The sequence below is a fragment of the Nitrospirillum guanabarense genome (assembly GCF_034653355.1).
Classification (GTDB): Bacteria; Pseudomonadota; Alphaproteobacteria; order Azospirillales; family Azospirillaceae; genus Nitrospirillum.
In genome coordinates this window covers 2,545,504-2,563,171 of the sequence record NZ_JAYEER010000004.1, presented here as the reverse complement: position 1 = coordinate 2,563,171, position 17,668 = coordinate 2,545,504, and the positions used below count along the sequence as shown (strand labels likewise).

General features: G+C 67.7%; 21 protein-coding genes. 2 read left to right on the top strand and 19 right to left on the bottom strand.

Features of this window, described 5'->3' with window-relative positions:
• Window positions 1–150: 150 nt before the first annotated feature.
• The 9 genes from lnt to UAA55_RS30015 all read right to left on the bottom strand — a co-directional run bounded on the left by lnt (window position 151) and on the right by UAA55_RS30015 (window position 8,706).
• Window positions 151–1,710: an apolipoprotein N-acyltransferase gene (gene lnt / locus UAA55_RS30055; RefSeq protein WP_416235233.1), complete on the bottom strand. Its 1,560-nt coding sequence runs from the start codon at window positions 1,708–1,710 to the stop codon at window positions 151–153.
• 147 nt (window positions 1,711–1,857) lie between these two features.
• Complete coding sequence (locus UAA55_RS30050) at window positions 1,858–2,781, bottom strand: hemolysin family protein (RefSeq protein ID WP_322957467.1); 924 nt, start codon at window positions 2,779–2,781, stop codon at window positions 1,858–1,860.
• 3 nt (window positions 2,782–2,784) lie between these two features.
• Complete coding sequence (gene ybeY, locus UAA55_RS30045; RefSeq protein WP_322957465.1) at window positions 2,785–3,381, bottom strand: rRNA maturation RNase YbeY; 597 nt, start codon at window positions 3,379–3,381, stop codon at window positions 2,785–2,787.
• Entirely contained in the window at window positions 3,378–4,403 is a 1,026-nt protein-coding gene (locus UAA55_RS30040) for a PhoH family protein (RefSeq protein ID WP_322957798.1), read from the bottom strand. Before UAA55_RS30040 ends, ybeY begins: the two co-directional genes overlap by 4 nt.
• Window positions 4,404–4,408: 5 nt before the next feature.
• Window positions 4,409–5,839, bottom strand: coding sequence for a tRNA (N6-isopentenyl adenosine(37)-C2)-methylthiotransferase MiaB (gene miaB, locus UAA55_RS30035; RefSeq protein ID WP_322957464.1), 1,431 nt, complete (start codon window positions 5,837–5,839; stop codon window positions 4,409–4,411).
• A 179-nt stretch (window positions 5,840–6,018) separates the two neighbouring features.
• Entirely contained in the window at window positions 6,019–6,432 is a 414-nt protein-coding gene (locus UAA55_RS30030; protein WP_322957797.1) for a hypothetical protein, read from the bottom strand.
• Complete coding sequence (locus UAA55_RS30025; protein ID WP_322957462.1) at window positions 6,314–6,898, bottom strand: lysophospholipid acyltransferase family protein; 585 nt, start codon at window positions 6,896–6,898, stop codon at window positions 6,314–6,316. Before UAA55_RS30025 ends, UAA55_RS30030 begins: the two co-directional genes overlap by 119 nt.
• A gap of 50 nt (window positions 6,899–6,948) precedes the next feature.
• Entirely contained in the window at window positions 6,949–7,764 is an 816-nt protein-coding gene (locus UAA55_RS30020; RefSeq protein ID WP_322957460.1) for a GNAT family N-acetyltransferase, read from the bottom strand.
• Window positions 7,765–8,292: 528 nt separating this feature from the next.
• Window positions 8,293–8,706: a Ros/MucR family transcriptional regulator gene (locus UAA55_RS30015; RefSeq protein WP_088870415.1), complete on the bottom strand. Its 414-nt coding sequence runs from the start codon at window positions 8,704–8,706 to the stop codon at window positions 8,293–8,295.
• A 90-nt stretch (window positions 8,707–8,796) separates the two neighbouring features.
• Between UAA55_RS30015 and UAA55_RS30010 the strand changes: the two genes are divergently transcribed.
• Window positions 8,797–9,048 (top strand): sulfurtransferase TusA family protein, encoded by a 252-nt coding sequence (locus UAA55_RS30010; RefSeq protein WP_322957457.1) that lies wholly within the window; start codon window positions 8,797–8,799, stop codon window positions 9,046–9,048.
• A 42-nt stretch (window positions 9,049–9,090) separates the two neighbouring features.
• Here UAA55_RS30010 and UAA55_RS30005 read toward each other — a convergent pair whose 3' ends face one another.
• Both UAA55_RS30005 and tsaB read right to left on the bottom strand, forming a co-directional pair.
• A complete protein-coding gene (locus UAA55_RS30005; protein ID WP_322957455.1) occupies window positions 9,091–9,579 on the bottom strand; it encodes a GNAT family N-acetyltransferase in 489 nt (162 codons plus the stop codon).
• Window positions 9,579–10,346 carry a tRNA (adenosine(37)-N6)-threonylcarbamoyltransferase complex dimerization subunit type 1 TsaB gene (gene tsaB / locus UAA55_RS30000; protein WP_322957453.1) on the bottom strand — a complete coding sequence of 256 codons (768 nt, stop codon included), beginning with the start codon at window positions 10,344–10,346 and terminating at the stop codon, window positions 9,579–9,581. The genes UAA55_RS30005 and tsaB overlap by 1 nt, the downstream gene beginning before the upstream one ends.
• Before the next feature lie 47 nt (window positions 10,347–10,393).
• Here tsaB and ddpX point away from each other — a divergent pair, with 47 nt between their 5' ends.
• Window positions 10,394–10,969, top strand: a complete 576-nt coding sequence (gene ddpX, locus UAA55_RS29995; protein WP_322957451.1) for a D-alanyl-D-alanine dipeptidase — start codon at window positions 10,394–10,396, stop codon at window positions 10,967–10,969.
• A 66-nt stretch (window positions 10,970–11,035) separates the two neighbouring features.
• Here the strand turns inward: ddpX and UAA55_RS29990 are convergent, their stop codons facing one another.
• From UAA55_RS29990 to trpS, 8 genes are all read right to left on the bottom strand, one after another.
• Window positions 11,036–11,626 (bottom strand): malonic semialdehyde reductase, encoded by a 591-nt coding sequence (locus UAA55_RS29990; protein ID WP_322957449.1) that lies wholly within the window; start codon window positions 11,624–11,626, stop codon window positions 11,036–11,038.
• 156 nt (window positions 11,627–11,782) lie between these two features.
• Window positions 11,783–12,814 carry a glucosaminidase domain-containing protein gene (locus UAA55_RS29985; protein ID WP_322957447.1) on the bottom strand — a complete coding sequence of 344 codons (1,032 nt, stop codon included), beginning with the start codon at window positions 12,812–12,814 and terminating at the stop codon, window positions 11,783–11,785.
• A gap of 465 nt (window positions 12,815–13,279) precedes the next feature.
• A complete protein-coding gene (locus UAA55_RS29980; protein WP_322957445.1) occupies window positions 13,280–13,834 on the bottom strand; it encodes a NifU family protein in 555 nt (184 codons plus the stop codon).
• Window positions 13,835–14,212: 378 nt separating this feature from the next.
• Window positions 14,213–14,353 carry a hypothetical protein gene (locus UAA55_RS29975; RefSeq protein WP_322915496.1) on the bottom strand — a complete coding sequence of 47 codons (141 nt, stop codon included), beginning with the start codon at window positions 14,351–14,353 and terminating at the stop codon, window positions 14,213–14,215.
• 29 nt (window positions 14,354–14,382) lie between these two features.
• The gene (locus UAA55_RS29970) at window positions 14,383–14,724 is read right to left on the bottom strand and encodes a universal stress protein (RefSeq protein ID WP_322957444.1); all 342 of its coding nucleotides are present in this window, start codon (window positions 14,722–14,724) and stop codon (window positions 14,383–14,385) included.
• 42 nt (window positions 14,725–14,766) lie between these two features.
• On the bottom strand, window positions 14,767–15,486 hold the full coding sequence (locus UAA55_RS29965; RefSeq protein WP_322957443.1) for a TIGR02186 family protein: 720 nt from the start codon (window positions 15,484–15,486) through the stop codon (window positions 14,767–14,769).
• A gap of 23 nt (window positions 15,487–15,509) precedes the next feature.
• Window positions 15,510–16,433, bottom strand: coding sequence for a sulfite exporter TauE/SafE family protein (locus UAA55_RS29960; RefSeq protein ID WP_322957441.1), 924 nt, complete (start codon window positions 16,431–16,433; stop codon window positions 15,510–15,512).
• Between the two features lie 148 nt (window positions 16,434–16,581).
• Window positions 16,582–17,580, bottom strand: coding sequence for a tryptophan--tRNA ligase (gene trpS, locus UAA55_RS29955; protein WP_322957440.1), 999 nt, complete (start codon window positions 17,578–17,580; stop codon window positions 16,582–16,584).
• Window positions 17,581–17,668: the final 88 nt, after the last annotated feature.

The window sequence follows — 17,668 nt, the reverse complement described above, 5'->3', positions numbered from 1 at the left end:
CCTGTTCGGTTCGCCAACCATATATGGGGGCGTGATGCATACGACCACAAGCCGGCGCCTGGTCCTGGTGACAATCGTGAGGTCATCGACCCCAACGGCTCCGCCACGGGTCCTTCGGCGCCCGATCACGGACACCCGGTCATGGACATCTCAAGGGCACTGCCTACCCTGATACATCCGAAGCGTGAAAAAATAGATAACGCCCAATACAGCCAAGAGTAAAGCGGCCAAGGGGCCATCACCCCATCGGGCATAAGGTGTAGGCTGGGTCGTAGGCTGCGGTAGCGGAAGGTCGAGCACCCCCCGGGATCCCAATGCCAAATGGCCCAGTTCGCGCCCATAGGGATCTACCACCGCCGAAATACCGGTGTTGGCGGCGCGCACCAGGGGCAGCCCTTCCTCGATGGCGCGCATGGTGGCGATGGCCAAGTGCTGGTGCGGCCCCGCCGTCTGGCCGAACCAGGCGTCGTTGGTCACGTTCAGCAGCCACCCGGGGCGACCCTGGTGGGAGCGATCCTTTGTCGCATCGCCCCCCCCGGGACCGGAAATGCCGGCCTCCTGCGCCGTCACCATGCCCGGGAAGATGACCTCGTAACAGATTAGCGGGCTGGCCGGCGGCAGGCCGGGCAGGTCCAAGGTGCTGGGCCCCCGCCCCGCCCCCAGGATGGAGTTGCCGGGCGACACCAGCGCCACGGCCCGCAGGGGCAGCCAGCGGCGGAACGGCGTGTATTCGCCGAAGGGCACCAGATGGGCCTTGTCGTAGTGACCCAACGCCTGGCCCTGGTCGTTCACCACCACCAGGCTGTTCCAGTAGGTGTCGGTGCCGTCCTGCGCGCCCGGCGTGCCGGCAGGCGTCAGGCGCAGGCTGCCGGTCAGGGTCAGGCCGCCCCGCGGCGTCACCTGCCCCACGGCCTTCAGCAGTTCAGGCTCATCCTCCAGCAGGTAGGGCACCGCCGTCTCGGGCCAGACCAGGGTGGTGATGGGCGCCTGGCCCGGCGGCTGGGGCTGGCGTGACAGGGCCAGCAGCAGGCGGACATGGTCCAGTTCCGCATCCGCGTTCCACTTGTCGGTCTGCGCGATGTCGGGCTGCACCAGGCGCAGCATGACGCCGGGCACCAGCGGCGCCTCGCCTGCCGGCACGCGCGCGACACCGTAGGCGGTCATCAGGACCACAAGGCCCAGACCCGCCAGCGGTGCCGTCCAGGGACGCCGACCGCCATCCGCCAGGGTGGCCATGAGGCTGGCGGGCAGCACGGTCAGCAGCGACAGGCCATAGACGCCGATAAGCGCCCCCACCTGCGCCGGGCCGGGCAGGCCCACCCAGGCATAGCCCATGAGATTCCAGGGAAAGCCGGTGAAGGCGTGGCCGCGCACATACTCCACCCCCGTCCACAGCACGGCAAACAACAGGCAACGGCCGACACCCCCGATCCGAAAGCGCCGCACCAGCCCCCACCACACCAGCGTGCCCGTGCCCACGAACAAGCCCAGCAGGAAGGGCAGGCCGGCCACGGCGAAGGGCAGCATCGGCCAGAAGCGGGGGAAGATCAGCAGCGCCGCCCCGACCCAATAGAGACCCAGCACGAAATGACCGAAGGCGAAGGCCAGGCCGGTCCAAAAGGCGGCGACCGGGCGTTCCACCCCGTCCAGCAGCCAGATGAGGCCGGGAAAGGCCAGCCACAGCACCGGCACCGCGTTGACCGGCGGCATGGCCAGGGTGGCGAGTCCCCCAGCAAGGCGGCAAGGCCCAGGCGACGCCAGCGGCCGCCGCCGCGCATACGGGTGGCGAGGCGGGCCAGACGGTCAGGCAGGCTCACGATGGGGGTGGTCTCCGGTTACGGGGGGTGCTGCATGCGCTCAGGAACCCGTGGCGGGTAGGTCCTGGCCAGGGGTAGCGGGCAGGTTGCGGACGCGCAGCCGCTTGATGCGGCGGGGGTCGGCGTCCACCACCTCGAACTCAATGCCCGAGGGATGGACCAGCGTCTCGCCGCGCCGGGGAATGCGCCCCGCCAGCGAGAAGACCAGGCCGCCCAGGGTATCGACCTCCTCCCGATCCTGGTCGTCCAGCACGGGACCCACGCGGGCCTCGAAATCCTCCAGCGGCAGTCGGGCGTCGGCGATCAAGGTGCCGTCGGGCCGTTCCATGATGCGCGGCTGCACCGCGTCATCGTGCTCGTCCTCGATCTCGCCGACGATCTCCTCCACCAGGTCCTCGATGGTGACCAGGCCGTCGATGCCGCCGAACTCGTCCACCACCAGGGCCATATGCTGGTGCGCCTGGCGCATGTGCAGCAGCAGGTCCAGGACCGGCATGCTGGGCGCCACGATCTGCACCTCGCGCACGATGGATTCCAGGTCGAAGGGCCGCTGGTCGGCCACCACCGCCAGGATGTCCTTGATGTGGACCATGCCGATGACATCGTCCAGGGTCTCGCGGTAGACCGGCATGCGCGAGTGCGCGTCCTCGGAAAAGCGGCGGATCAGATCCGGCAGGCTGATTGAGGCCTCGATACCCAGGATGTCGGCCCGCGGCACCATGATGTCGACCACGGTGCGTCCCCGGAGCTTCAGGATGTTGGCCAGCAGCGTGCGCTCGTTGCCGCCCACGGACGTCTCGTCCGAGCCGCTGTCCTCGATCAGCTCTTCAATGGTGTCGCGCAGCGTGGGATCCACGCGTCCACCCAGGGCGGCGCGCAGCCAGCCCCGGAATTGCTGGGTCAGGGACCCGTGATCTTCGGCCCCGTCTTCACGGGGCGTTCGACTGTCGGAAAGATCGGCCATCGGTTAGCGCGTGGTCTCTTCGCTCTGGGGGTCTTCGCGGGTGGGGCCGGCACCGTCCCGGTAGGGATCGGCGATGCCCATGTCCGCCAGGATCACCGTCTCCAGCCGTTCCATGGTCTCGGCCTCGGCGTCCTCAATGTGATCATAGCCCAATAAATGAAGCACGCCATGGATCACGAGGTGGGTCAAGTGGTTGGCGACGGGTTTGTTCTGTTCCGCCGCCTCCGTCATCAAGGTTTCATACGCCAGGATGATGTCGCCCAGCAGGTAGGGCGGGCGTTCCATCCCCTCCGGCAGCCCAAGATCATCCTCGTCGTCGTCCTCCCCCAGCATGGGGAAGGATAGGACGTTGGTGGGCTTGTCCTTGCCCCGGTACCGCTGGTTCAGCACCCGCACGGCGGCGTTGTCGGACAAGAGGATGGAAACCTCGCCCTCCCCCTCTGGCAGCGCGCCGGCGTCAACCGCCAGCGCCTGGACCAGGGCCTTGCGCGCGGCGGCTGTGACCAGATCCGCCACGCCGGGGATGGTGGTTTCCCACTCGCCGGCCTCGACCTCGACGATGATCTCCAGGGCGTCGGCCCGGGCGGCATCCATGCTCATTCTTCGACTTCCACCGGGGCCTTCGCCTTTTCCATCAGACGCTTCCTGCGGGCGTCGGCCCGGTCATAGGCGTCGACGATACGGCCCACCAGGGGGTGACGCACCACGTCGGCGGCGGAGAAGTGGACGAAGGCCGCCCCCTCCACGCCCTCCAGCACCTCCACCGCCTCGCGCAGGCCCGACTTCACGCCGCTCGGCAGATCCACCTGGCTGAGGTCGCCGGTGATGGCCATGCGGCTGCCCTCGCCCAGGCGGGTCAGGAACATCTTCATCTGCATGGGGGTGGTGTTCTGCGCCTCATCCAGCACGACGAAGGCATTGGCCAAGGTGCGGCCGCGCATGAAGGCCAGGGGCGCCACCTCGATCTCGCCCGACGCCAGGCGCTTGGCCACCTGCTCGGCGGGCAGCATGTCGTGCAGCGCGTCGTACAGCGGGCGCAGGTAGGGGTCCACCTTCTCGCGCATGTCGCCGGGCAGGAAGCCCAGCTTCTCCCCCGCCTCCACCGCCGGGCGGGACAGGACGATGCGGTCCACCCGACCGGTGATCAACAGCGACACGGCCTGCGCCATGGCGAGGTAGGTCTTGCCCGTGCCGGCGGGACCCAGGCCGAACACCAGCTCATTCTCCGCCAGCGCCTTCAGATAGGCGGCCTGGGTGGGGGAACGGGGGGTGATGTCGCGCCGGCGGGTCTTCAGCACGGCCTCGGGCCGGGTGATGGATGCCAGGGCGCGGCCCCGGCTTTCGGCGTCCACACCGGTGGCGATGCGCATGGCCGCGTCGACCTCGGCCGGGCCCACGGTCATGCCGCGCTTCAGCCGTTCCCACAGGGCGTCCAGGGCGGCGCGGGCGGCACCCGCGGCGTCCTCGGGCCCGGTGATGGTCAGGCAGTTGCCACGGCTGATGAGATTGACCCCCAGCTGGCGCTCCACACGGCTCAGATACTGTTCATGTTCCCCGAACAGCAGGGGCAGCAGGCGATTGTCATCGAACTGCAGGTCGATACGCTGGTCCGTTCCGGACACATGGGTCACGCCGTCATCTCCTGATGATTGGCCTTGATGTCGGGGGCGATGAAAGACGGGATGCCGTCAGCGCCTTGCACGCTCTCGGTGGTGACGACCTCGCCGCCCAGGCTGCTGGCCGAGGCCGCCGTGATACGCACCGGCACCACCTGGCCCAGAAGACGGTCCGGTGCCGACGCGTGCACGGCCTGCATATGGGGGCTGCGGCCCAGCAGCTGGCCGGCATGCTTGCCCCGGCGATCGAACAGCACCTCCTGCACCGTGCCAAGGAGGCCGGCGTTGAAGGCGCGCTGCTGCTCGGCCAACAGGTTCTGCACCGCCTCCAGCCGCGCGGACTTGTCGTCCTCGGTCAGGCGGCCCTCCGCCATCGCGGCGGCGGGGGTGCCGGGGCGGGCGCTGTACTTGAACGAGTACGCGCTGGCGTAGGTGACGTCGGTGATCAGCCGCAGGGTGGCGGCGAAGTCCTCCGCCGTCTCGCCCGGGAAGCCGACGATGAAGTCGCTGCTGAGCGCCAGGCCCGGGCGGGCGGCGCGCAGCTTATCGACGATGCGGCGGTAGTCGTCGGCCGTGTGCTTGCGGTTCATGGCCGCCAGGATGCGGTCCGACCCGCTTTGCACCGGCAGATGGACGAAGGGCATCAGCTGCGGCACCTGGCCGTGGGCGCCAATCAGGTCATCGTCCATGTCGCGGGGGTGGGAGGTGGTGTAGCGGATGCGCCGCAGGCCATCGATCTCCGCCAGTTCGCGGATCAGCCGGCCCAGCCCCCAGGTGCGGCCGTCGGGGCCCTCGCCGTGATAGGCGTTGACGTTCTGGCCCAGCAGGGTGATCTCCACCGTGCCGCTGGCCACCATGCGCCGCGTCTCTTCCAGGATCTGCGCGGCGGAGCGGGAGTATTCGGCGCCCCGCGTGTAGGGCACGACGCAGAAGGTGCAGAACTTGTCGCAGCCTTCCTGGACGGAGACGAAGGCCGACGGGCCCTGGGGCGTGGCGCCCTCGCCGGGCAGCAGGTCGAACTTGCTCTCCACCGGGAAATCGGTGTTGATGACACCGCCGGCGCCGCGCACGGCCCGGGTCACCATTTCCGGCAGTTGGTGATAGGTCTGCGGCCCGAACACCATGTCGACATGGGGGGCGCGGGCCATGATCTCCGCCCCTTCGGCCTGGGCGACGCAGCCGGCCACGGCGATGATCATGCGCTCGCCCGCCGCCGCCTTGTCCTGCTGCTGCAGGCGCAGGCGACCCAGTTCGGAGTAGACCTTCTCCGACGCCTTTTCGCGGATGTGGCAGGTGTTGAGGATGACCATGTCGGCCCCCTCCGCCTCTTCCGCCGGCTCATAGCCCAGCGGCGCCAGGACGTCGGCCATGCGGCCGCTGTCATAGACGTTCATCTGGCAGCCGTAGGTCTTGATGAACAGCTTCTTACGCGACGTCGCCACACCGAACTCCTCGCCGCGCCGGATCACAGGCCGCGGACAGCGCACGAACAGGAAAAGGCGCGCCGGCCTTGGGCTGGCGCGCTGGCCGTAACATTAGGCGGCCACGGATCGTAGTCAAGGTGGGGTTCGGCCAGGGCTGCCCCCGGCGGCGAACAAGGCGGGGCGCGTCATGACGGTGATCAGGCCGCCCCCGCCGCCGCTTCCGGCGTGATGCCCCCCGTGACGGCCGGAGGGGCGGACGATGATGGCCGGGCGGGCGCCGGGGCACGCGACCAGCGGCCGGACACGGCGCGGTCCACGCCGGCGGCCACCACCTGCCAGCAATGGTCGGCCAGCGCCTTGCGGGATGAGAAGTCCTCCAGCGACACCACGGGGTGGAATTCCACGCGGATGCGCAGGCGGCCAGCGCCGATCATCTGCCACAGGTGGGGCGGCAGTTCCATGTCGCCATACCAGGCGTACAAGGGGCGCAGTTCATGACCCAGCGGCAGGTCGTCCAGGTGGGTGCAGGTCACGCTGACCGGCTGCACCGCCACCGGGTGGCCGTCCACCTGGGTGTTGGCCACGGCGAACAGGGCGGTCTTGAATGGCAGGACGCGGTTGCCGTCGCTGCTGGTGCCCTCGGGGAACAGCACCAGGCTGTCCCCCGATCAGGCGGCCCGCCATGTCATCGCGCTGCTTCCCGGCCTCGCGCTTGTTGGCGCGGTTGACGAAGACGGTACGCTGCAGCTTGGCCAGCAGGCCGAACAGCGGCCACAAGCCCACCTCGGACTTCGCCACGAAGGAGCAGTTGACGAGGGAGCCCAGGACCGGGATGTCCAGGTAGGAGGAATGGTTGGAGACGAACAGCGTCGGCCGACCCACCGACGGCTCACCCACCACATCGACGTCCAGCGCCAGCATCAGCCGGCAGCAGACACGATGGTAGAAACGGGGAAAGCGCGCCTGCCCCGGCAGGTTCAGCGACACCAGGGCCGCCTGCACCGGAATGCACAGGAAGGTCCACGCCATGTAGAGGGCCAAGCGCAGGAAACCGGCACGGGTGGAGCCGATCGCCATGGTATGCCCTCCTCCGGACGAGGTTGCGGATGCTGGGGAAGCGGACAGGATCAGATCAGGGCCGAGCCGCGCCGCTCGTAATGGCGCAGGTACTTGTCGGTGATCATGTCGGTCTTCACCACGATGGAAACGTCGGTGGTGTTGAACTGATGGTCGACCACGGCGCCATCCCCCACGAAACCACCCAGGCGCAGATAGCCCTTGATCAGCGGCGGCACCATGGCCAGGCCGCGGCGCGGATCCACGTCATGCTCTTCCATCAGGCGCATGTCGACATAGCGGTGCGGCAGGGCCACCGGGCGCAGGGCGGGTGGGGCCAGATGGTGATAGTGCAGGTAGGACAGCGGCAGGGCCAGCGCCTTGGGATCGGTCCCCGGCAGGCTGGCGCACCCGAACAGCAGGTGGATGTCGTGCACGGCGACATAGGCGGCGATGCCCCGCCACAGCAGCTGCATGGCGTGGCGGCTGCGGTAGGCGGCATCCACGCAGGAGCGGCCCAGCTCCAGGATTTCGCCCCGATACTCCTCCAACCGCGAAATGTCGTATTCGTCGCTGGAGTAGAAGGAGCCGGCGCGGGCGGCGCAGGCGCGGCGGATCAGGCGGTAGGTGCCCACCACGCCGGCGGAGCCGGCGCCCCGGGCATGGTCGATGACCAGCAGGTGGTCGCACAGCGCGTCGAAGTCGTCGAAATCGCGGTGCAGGCGCAGCATCTCCGGCGTCGGATGCGCTTCCATCTCTTCGTAAAAGACCTGGTAGCGGATGGCCTGGGCGGCCTCAACCTCGGCCTTGGTCTCGGCGAGGCGGACCTCCAGGCTCCCCATGCGAAGGTCGCCAGAGGTCAGAGCGTCGATCGTGATGTCAGCCATGCTCTCGTTCGCGGTCCTTGAGCGGCGCCAGAGGCGGTCGCGATTTGCGTGACGCGCTCCCGTTCGAAGTCCTGGCCTGTTCGAAGCCGGGCTTACGACCCCCCGGGAGGACGCTTCCGACATTGGCATACCACAAAGCGACGCGGGGCGGTCAACCGACTCATGCGGGGGAACCCCACCGGGTCACGAAAGATTCACGCGTCTGTTAGGTCGAAGAAACAATCGCCACGGTTTCGCCAAAGCTGCGGAAACGCCGCGCGCCCGGGTCGCGGTGGGGCCTTTCCGGCACGCCTGGAACCGATGGCGGGGGCGGCCGCGGATGGCGGCATCGCTTGGAAAAAGGGGTCGGAACGGCGTGACCGGTCAGCCGTTCCGTACCCCGTCCGGCCCCGTGCGTCCGGGCGGCGGTTGGCGATGTCATTCCGGAGGCCACGGGGAAGTGGACAGCACCGGCGCAGCCCTACCATGCGGCCGCCGGGCCGGGCGGTCTGTCCCGGCGGGCACGCCAAGCCGGGGGTGCGGGCGGTGTCAGGCGTCGCCGCGCGCCCGGGTGCCCAGGCCGATTTCCTTGGCCAGGCGCGAGCGCTGCTTGGCGTAGTTCGGGGCCACCATGGGGTAATCCGTCGGCAGGGACCACTTCTCGCGGTATTCCTCGGGCGTCATGTTGTAGGCCGTCTTGAGGTGGCGCTTCAGCATTTTCAGCTTTTTTCCATCCTCAAGGCACACAATGTATTCAGGCGTGACCGACCGCTTGATCGGAACCGCGGGCTGGGGCTTCTCCACCGCCACCGGCTGATCCTGGCCGATGTTGGTCAAGGTCTTGTAGACCTGTTCGATCAGCGCCGTCAGGTCGGCCGGAGGGACTGTATTATTGGAGACGTGGGCGGAAACAATTTCCGTGGTCAGGGATAACAACTCACTCGCCGCGGACGGACCGGTCATTTTCCTTACTCCAAGGATGCAGTACCTGACTTGTATAAGTCTAAACCATAGGCATGGCAATAACGTTCAAGTCCATCGCGTGAGGACAGATTGATAACCGAGACGCCTATACCCAGTCTTTTGGATATAACGACACAGGTTTGCCCTATTACCTTTGTGAGAGCCAAGCTTGCGGTGGAAAAGCTGAGGCCCGGGGAAACGCTGGAAATTCGGCTCAACAGCGGCGAGCCGCTTCAGAACGTTCCCAGGTCATTGACCGAGCATGGTTATACAGTGGAGATGCGTGGGCCGGAGCGGATTGATCGGCCGGAAGGCGTACACCGCATACGTGTAACAAAGTGAATTCCACCCGCTTATTTTGTTTCTCCCGCAGGGCCGGCGGCTTTACCCGTGGACTCTTGCGTCCAGGGCGCGGCGCAGCAGCAGGGCGGCCACCGGCTGGCCGCCAAGGTGGTAGTAATTCGCCCGGCGGCCCACAGGCTCGAAGCCGGTGGCGGCGTAAAGACGGCGGGCCGGGGTGTTGGTCTCCGCCACTTCCAAATAAAGCGCGGCGGCGCCGTCAGCGGCGGCCGTGTCGGCGCAAGCCTGGGTCAGGGCGGCGCCCAGGCCCCGCTCCCGGGCGGCGGGAGTGACGCCGATGGTCAGGATTTCCGCTTCGTCCACCACCGTGCGGATGAGCGCCATGCCCAAGGGCTCGTGCTCATCCTGGGCGATCAGGGCGGCCACACCCGGCAGGTTCATGAGATCGGCGATGGCCTGGGCCGACCAGGCGGGCCCGGCCACCTCGGGATCGGCGAAGCACAGGGCGTGCACCGCCGCCAGCACCTCGACCTCCACCGCCAGCGCGGGGCGGATCCGCCAGGCCGCCGTCATCAGGGGGCCGTCCCGGGGGCGACGGTGACATCCGGCGCCCGGATGTAGAGGGGATTGGCCGGATGGGCCTCCACCACGGCGGGGACGGCCATCGCCGTCATGCGCGCCACCGCCAGCGCCGGTCCCTCGGCGGAGAGCGCGGCCACCGAATGGTCACACCCGGCGGTGGCCAGCACGGTCGCCACCGCCGGTGCCGCGTCACCCAGCAGCAGGGGGGCGCCCGTCAGGCGGGTGGCGAAGGACGGCACGTCGGATGGCATCACGGCCTGGGGCTGCGACCGGGCCATGCCGGCGGCGTCGAAGGCCTGCAGGTAGAAATCCTCACGCCGGCTGTCGATGGCCACCAGCAGGGGCCGGCCGGGCGGCACGGTGCCGCCAAGTCCATGGACAGCGGCATGGGCGAAGGCCTGCAGGCCGGTGATGCCCATCAGCGGCCGACCGGAGGCCAGCGCCAGGCCGCGCGCCGCCGCCAAGCCCACGCGCAGTCCGGTGAAGGCGCCAGGGCCGATGGTGACGCCGTAGCGGTCGACCGCGGCGTAATCCAGCCCGGCCTTGGTCAACACCTCGTCCACCAGGGGCAAGAGGCGTTCCGCCTGGCCGCGCACCAGCGCCTCCGCTTTCGCGGCCAGCGCGGTCGACAGGCCGGTGGCCAAGTCCACCCGCCACAGCGCCACGGCGCAGACGCTGGTGGCGGTGTCGATGCCCAGTGCTATCGTGGATCCTGTCACGGGGATATCGGCCGGCGTCAGCGTATCGGATTGGCCCATGTGACGGTTTCCCTGAAACATTCCCAAAGAGAAGGCAGCAAGCGACCATGGCGCCCACCGGCCAGCCGCGTTTCGTGACCATCGCCCCGGGGATGGGGTTCGATGTCGATCTCGACCTTCGCTATGCCACGGCCGACAACCTGACGGGAAGCCCCCTGTACGCCCGGCCAGCGTGCCTGCTGCATCCCATCGCCGCCGCCTGCCTGGCGCGGGCCATCGTCCGCGCGGGCATGCTAGGCCTGCGCCTGCGCATCTTCGACGCCTATCGCCCGCCGCAGGCGCAGTGGGCGCTGTGGCGCGCCCTGCCCGACCCGGTGTTCATCGCGGACCCGCGCGAAGGGTCCAACCACACGCGCGGCGTGGCGGTGGATCTGACCCTGGCGGAGGGCGACGGCACGCCGCTGGACATGGGCACCGACTTCGACGATATGAGCCCCCGCGCCCATCACGGCGACGACACCGTGCCGGCGCCGGTGCAGCGCAACCGCGCCCTGTTGCTGGGCATCATGGCCGTGTCGGGATGGACGCATTACGCGTCGGAATGGTGGCACTACCAGCTGCCCGACGCCCACCTCCACCCGCTGGTGGACGACGGCGCCCTGGGGCCCAGGCTGACGGCCTGAGCCGCGAAGCCCAGGCCGCCCCGCATGAGCCACACCGCCGGACGGCGCCCGGCGGCCGGGGGAACATCAGGCGATGCTGCAGGCTTCCTCGAACTCCAGGCGCGGCAGCCGGGGGAAGACCTTGGCGGGATCGCCGTAGCCCAGGTTGCACAGGAAGTTGGACTTCACCGTGCTGTCGGGGAAGAAGGCGGCGTCGACCTTGGCGTTGTCGAAGCCGGACATGGGGCCGCAGTCCAGGCCCAGGGAGCGGGCGGCCAGCATGAGGTAGGCGCCCTGCAGGGTGCCGTTGCGGAAGGCCGTGGTGCGGGCCAGTTCCTCGCTGCTCGTGAACCAGGACCGGGCATCGGCGTGGGGAAACAGGCGGGGCAACTGATCATAGAACGCCAGGTCATAGCCGATGATGGCGGTGACCGGCGCCGTCATCGTCTTTTCCGTGTTGTTGCCGGACAGCGCGGGCTTCAGCCGTTCCTTGCCCTCGGCCGAGGTCACGAAGACGACGCGGGCGGGGCTGCAGTTGGCGCTGGTGGGGCCGAACTTGAACAGGTCATAGAGTTCGCGCAGCAGCGCCTCGGGCACGGGTTTGTCGATCCAGCCGTTCTGGGTGCGCGCGGTGCGGAACAGCAGGTCCTTGCCTGCCTCGGTCAAGGGTTCACTCATGGGATCGGGCTCCTGCCTCTGATTGTCCGGGGGCGCCCCGGAGCATGCCGGTGGGTCCGGGGCGCCGCAAGACTGCCGAGGTTGCGGCGCCCGGAAAATCAAGAAACCGTCAAGAGGGCGGGCGGTCCCGTATAAATGGACTGGCGAAGGGGCCGATCAGCTGGCCCGCTTGACCTGCACCACGATCTGCTGCGGCTCGTTATGCAGAACCGCCTGGTCGAAATCGCGCAGGTTGTTGGTGCGGATGAGGGAGCGCACGGCCTTCACATAGACCGGACCCAGCTCGGAATACTTGTCCAGCGTATTCAGCAGCAACATGGTGTCCAGCGGCTTGCCCTGCCGGCGCAAGGTGGCGCGGGTGGCACGGAACTGGGCGTAGGCGTCGTGGGTGTTCAGGTTCTGCATGTAGACACGCACGCATTCCAGCAGGTCCTCGAACTTGCGGAAGCGCGAAGTGTCGCCCGGGTGGCGGTTACGGGGGGTGATGCCCTCCTTCTCCTCCTCCGACCAGGTTAATTGGCCGAACAGGGCGTTGCCGTGCTGGGCGAAGCGGGAGGTGCCCCAGCCGCTTTCCTCCGCCGCCTGGGCCAGCGCCATGGACACCGGCACCACGTCCACCCGGCGCAGCAGGGCGTCCAGGTCGATCTTGCGGGCGGGATCCATGCCGTAGCGCGCGGCCAGGCGGGCCACCCACACCTGGTCCAGCGGCGACATGGCGGCGCCGGGGGTGGGCATGACGGCCGGGGCCGCGTCGGTGGCACCCGGGGGTGTGACGCCCGGCGCCGGGGTGCGGACAGCGGCCGTCACCACCGTGCCACCCGTGGGGGCGTTGGCACTGGCGGCGGGCATCGCCTTGGCGGCGGCGGCGGCCGGCACGCCCTTCATGCTGTCGCGGAGCGCCATCAGGCGGGCGCGATCCCGCTCGATCTCCTCATTCACCAGCAGCACCAGGGGCAGCATGGTGTTCACGAAGATCTGCTTGCGGTCGTCCACGCTGTCCATCTTGCCCAGGTCGCGGGGCAGGCCCGCCAGCACGATGCGGGGCACGGGGCGCTCGCCGGTGCGCACCTCGTCCAGCGTGAAATTCTTTTCCTTGAACAGGGCCAGCAGGTTCTGCGCGTCCAGCTTGGGCTGGACGGTCACAGGCTGTTGCACCTGGACCACGGCCGGGGCGGCCGGGCGGGTCACGGGAATGATGAAACCGGTGGGTGCCAGAAGCGGACCGCTTCCGGACGCCAGCTCAGCGAGGGTCAACGGGAATACCGCGAAAACCATCACGAGCACGGAACCAATAGCCAGCCAGCGCTGCGCGGGAATCCCCGCAGTGTCGACCTTCGCCATTAATGAATGCTCCGAACAGTTACCGAGGAACGTCCAGACGCCCGCCCCATCGATCGCGTCCACTGGTCAGGGACATAGGGCGATCGGGGTACGCGTCCATGGGACGTTTTTGCTGCCGGAAATCAAATCCGGGATAATCCGTTCAGCCATACCCAATGGGCCCGCCACTATGTGGGCCATTCTCCAGGCCGGCACGGCTGCACGGCAACTTACACCCCTGGGGGACGCGTCTCTGTCGGTCCCTATTCCCCATCGGGTGCCGCCCACCAAACCATCCTCCCCCGTCCTGTTGGGGGGTGGGCGGCGCGCATACTAGCGGGCGGCGCGGACTTCGACAACCTCAGGAATGTAGTAACGCAGCATGTTTTCGATGCCGGCCTTCAATGTCGCGGTCGAGCTGGGGCAGCCGGCGCACGATCCCTTCATGGTCAGATACACAACGCCCTTGTCGAAACCGTGGAAGGTGATGTCGCCACCATCCTGGGCCACGGCCGGACGCACGCGGGTATCCAGCAATTCCTTGATCTGCGAGATGATCTCGGAATCTTCTTCTTCACCTTCGCTGTGGCCATCTTCCGCCTCGTCCAGCAGGACGGGGCGTTCGGCGGCGAAATGCTCCATGATCCGACCCAGGATCTGGGGTTTCAGCGTGAACCAATCCTGGCTCCCGCCCTTGGTCACGGTGACGAAATCACCGCCCAGGAAAACCCGTTCCACGCCGTCGACATCGAACAGCGCCTGCGCCAGGGGAGAGCGGTCAGCAGCCGTCCGGTCGGCGAAGTCGGCCGTTCCCCGCGCCAACACCTCCCGACCCGGAATGAACTTCAGGGTGGCCGGATTGGGGGTGTCCTCGGTCTGGATGAACATTCGGAAAACCTTGAAAGACAACACGGAAATGCGGATTTAAAATACGGCAGCGCGCCGTATCTGCACCAGCATTTTAGCCAAAATGGGGCGACTGTCCGCCAATATCAAGGCGTCCCGTCACAGACCCGGTCTGCGCGACCCCGCGCCGGGACTGGCACGGCCGCGAAACAAGCAGCGAAAACCCTCGGAAACACCCGGAATTAGTGCCTTTGGCGACGCGATGCCGCGCCCGCGATTGGCGAGCGCCGGTGGATTTTAAAAGGTCGGATTTTCAAAAGCGGAATGACCGCCATCACCGCTTTTAAAAATCACGGTCACAGTTTTAAAACAGGCCACCCGCCCATATCGCGAACGCAAGAATGCCGGTTCGGCCGCGTCTCAGGTGATCAAATCCAGCTGAAGGTCATTCAGCGAGCCGGGAACGATGGTGATGGGGATGCGCAGCGTGCCGGACATCTTGCCCACGATATAGGTGATGAGGGGGCCGGGCCCGGCGGTGCCGGTACCGGCAGCCAGCACAAGGATGGAGATGGTGGGCTCCTCCGCGATCAGGGCCAGCAGCTCGTCGCGCGTGTCGCCCTCGCGCAGATAGATCGCCGGGGGGAGCCGCAGATGTCCACCACGTCGCGGGCCAGGCGCTGCAGCAACTGCTCCGCCTCCTCCCGCCGTTCCTGGCGCATCAGGTCCTCCACCGCCGCCCAGTGCTGGAAGTCGCCCGGCTCGATGCAGTGCATCAGGGCGACGCGGCCGCCGGTGCTGCGGGCGCGCCGGGCGGCGTAGTGCAGGGCGACGGTCATCTCTTCCGTCTCGTCCACCACCACCAGGAAGATGCGGGTCTGGCAGGCGGCGGGAGCGGCGCTAGGCGCGGAGGTGGGATCTTCGGTGGACATGGGACGCGGCACCCCTCTGCTCAACGGTTGAAAGAATGGACCTCAGCCCTTGCGGAAGACGCTGCCGGCCAGCCAGCCGGCGCCCACCGCCAACAGCACGCCCACCAGGCCATAGACCAGGCCGTTGTGCTGAGCGAAGTCGAAGATGTCGGCGGAGAAGCCGATCTTGCTGACGGCCAGCGGCGTGGTCTGAGCCCCCACCACGTCCTGGTTGCGGATGAGGTAGACGCTGACGGTGTACAACCCGATCGGCACGTTGGCCGGAAAGCTGATCGAGGTGCGGAACAGGCGCTGGCCCAGGAAGACCACCTCCCCCACTTCGGTGCCGTACAGCCCCTCGCGCTGCTTGTTGCGGATCAGGGCGGCGCGGAATTCCGCCACCGTGGCCGCATCGGCGTCGGCGCGCGGCAGCATGCGCACATGATCAAGCCCGATTTCGTGGCGCTGGGCAACCGCCGGCGGCAGCAGCGCGTCCAGCGGCTTGTTGCTGGCGACGCCGTAGAAACCGGGAACGTGGGAGAATTTCAGGGTCTCGTTGTTGATCCAGATGCCGGCCATGCGGTCCTTGCGCCGCACGGTCTGCGAGGTTTCCGGCCCCTCGATCACCACGGCGACGTCACCCGGCTGGTCGATGGCGCCGAACAGCACAACGTCGGTGCCGGTAAAGCCCGTGGTGATGGCGATCAAATGGCTGGACAGGTCGGCCACCAGGGTCTGGGCCCGCACCGGCGTCCAAATTGCCAGCAACGCCAGCACAGCCATCGCCCCGCCCCAGCGCCGCGCCCTCATTTCGGGCCCGCCGTGGTGGTGATGGAATAGAGGTCGTCCGGCGTCAGCACCAGGTCCACCGCCAGCTTGACAGCCACCCCCAGCACGGTCAGGGCCAGCAGGGCGCGGGCCTGCTCCCCCTTGAGGTAGCCGCTGGCGCGCGAGCCCAACTGGGCCCCCAGCACGCCGCCGATCAGCAGCATCATGGCCAGCAGGATGTCGACCGTGTGGTTGGTGGCGGCCTGCAGCACGGCGGCCACGCCCGTGGTCAGGATGATCTGCAGCAGCGAGGTGCCGGCCACCAGGGTAGTGGGCATGCCCAGGATGTAGATCATGGCCGGGACCAGCAGAAAGCCGCCGCCGATGCCCATGATGGCCACCAGCACACCGCCGATGAAGCCGATGCCCACCGGCAGCAGCACGCTGATGTACAGGCGCGAGCGGGGGAAGCGCATCTTGAACGGCAGGCCGTGCAGCCAGGTGTGGTGGTGCAGCTTGCCCCGCGTCACGCCCTTGCGCCGGCCGCGGAACAGGGCGCGCACGCTTTCCATCAGCATCAGGCCGCTGATGCCGCCCAGAAAGATCACATAGGACAGGGAGATGACCAGGTCGATATGGCCCAGGCGCTGCAGCATGCTGAACAGCATGACGCCCAGCACGGTGCCGACGATGCCGCCAGCCTGCATCACCAGACCCAGCTTCACATCCACGTTGCGCTTGCGCCAATGGTACATGACGCCGGAGACGCCGGCCCCCACCAGCTGGTTGGCCTGGGTGCCCACCGCCACCGCCGGCGGCACGCCGATGAAGATCAGCAGCGGTGTCATGAGGAAGCCGCCGCCCACGCCGAACAGGCCTGACAGGAAGCCGACCATGGCCCCCAAGCCCAAGACCCAGAAGACGTTGACCGACATCTCGGCGATCGGCAGGTAGATTTGCATGGGACCCTTAAGGCGTGCCGGCCACGGGTCCAACTCTACCCGAGCGGCGGCACGCGGGCCATGGCCCTTGCCGTCGCGCCCAAAGAAAAACGGCACGGGGAACGGGCCCCATGCCGTTGATCTCAAAGCACCGGAACCTCTGCGCGGCTCAGGGCCGCAGCAATCCCACGATGTCCTTCACCTCGGCCATGGTCCGCGCCGCGATCTCGTTGGCCTTGTCGGCCCCCTTGCGCAGGATCCGGTCCAGCTCGGCCGGGTCGGCCAGCAGCTGGTTCATCTTGGCGGTGATGGGCGACAGCTTGGCCACCGCCAGGTCGCACAGGTCGGCCTTGAAAGCGGAGAAGGTGGCGCCGGCGTGGCGGGACAAGGCGTCCTGCTTGGAGATGTTTTCCAGGGCCGCGTAAATGGTGACCAGGTTGTCGGCCTCGGCCCGCTTGGCCAATTCCTCCAGCGTGGCCGGCAGCGGCTCCGGATCGGTCTTGGCCTTGCGGATCTTCAGGGCGATGGCGTCGGCGTCGTCCGTCAGGTTGATGCGGCTGTAGTCGGACTCGTCCGACTTGCTCATCTTCTTCGTGCCGTCACGCAGGCTCATCACCCGGGTCGCCTCACCCAGGATCTGCGGTTCCGGCAGGGGGAACACGTCCTTCTCATAGAAGCGGTTGAAAGCGCCGGCGATGTCGCGGGCCAGTTCCAGGTGCTGCTTCTGGTCTTCGCCCACCGGCACGTGGGTCGCCTTGTACAGCAGGATGTCGGCGGCCATCAGCACGGGATAGGCGTAGAGGCCCAGGGCCGCCATGTCCTTCTGCTTGCCCGCCTTCTCCTTGAACTGGGTCATGCGGTTCAGCCAGCCCATGGGGGTGTGGCAGGAGAAGATCCAGGCCAGTTCGGAATGACCCGACACGGCCGACTGGTTATAGATCAGGTTGCGGTCGGGATCGATGCCGGCGGCGATGTAGGCCGCGGCCACGGCGCGGATGTTCTTGGTCAGCGTCGGCGCGTCCTGCGGCAGCGTCAGGGCGTGCAAATCCACGACACAGAAGATGCACTCATACTGGTCCTGCAGGTCCACCCAGTTCCGCAGCGCGCCCAGGTAATTGCCGAGATGAAGCAGGCGGGTCGGCTGCATGCCGGAGAAGATGCGGTTCATGTGTATGGCCTTGGCAGGAAGATAAAACCGGATGGCGAAAGTAGGGCCCCGGCCCCCTGGCGGTCAAGCCGGGCTGGGCGGTTCCCTC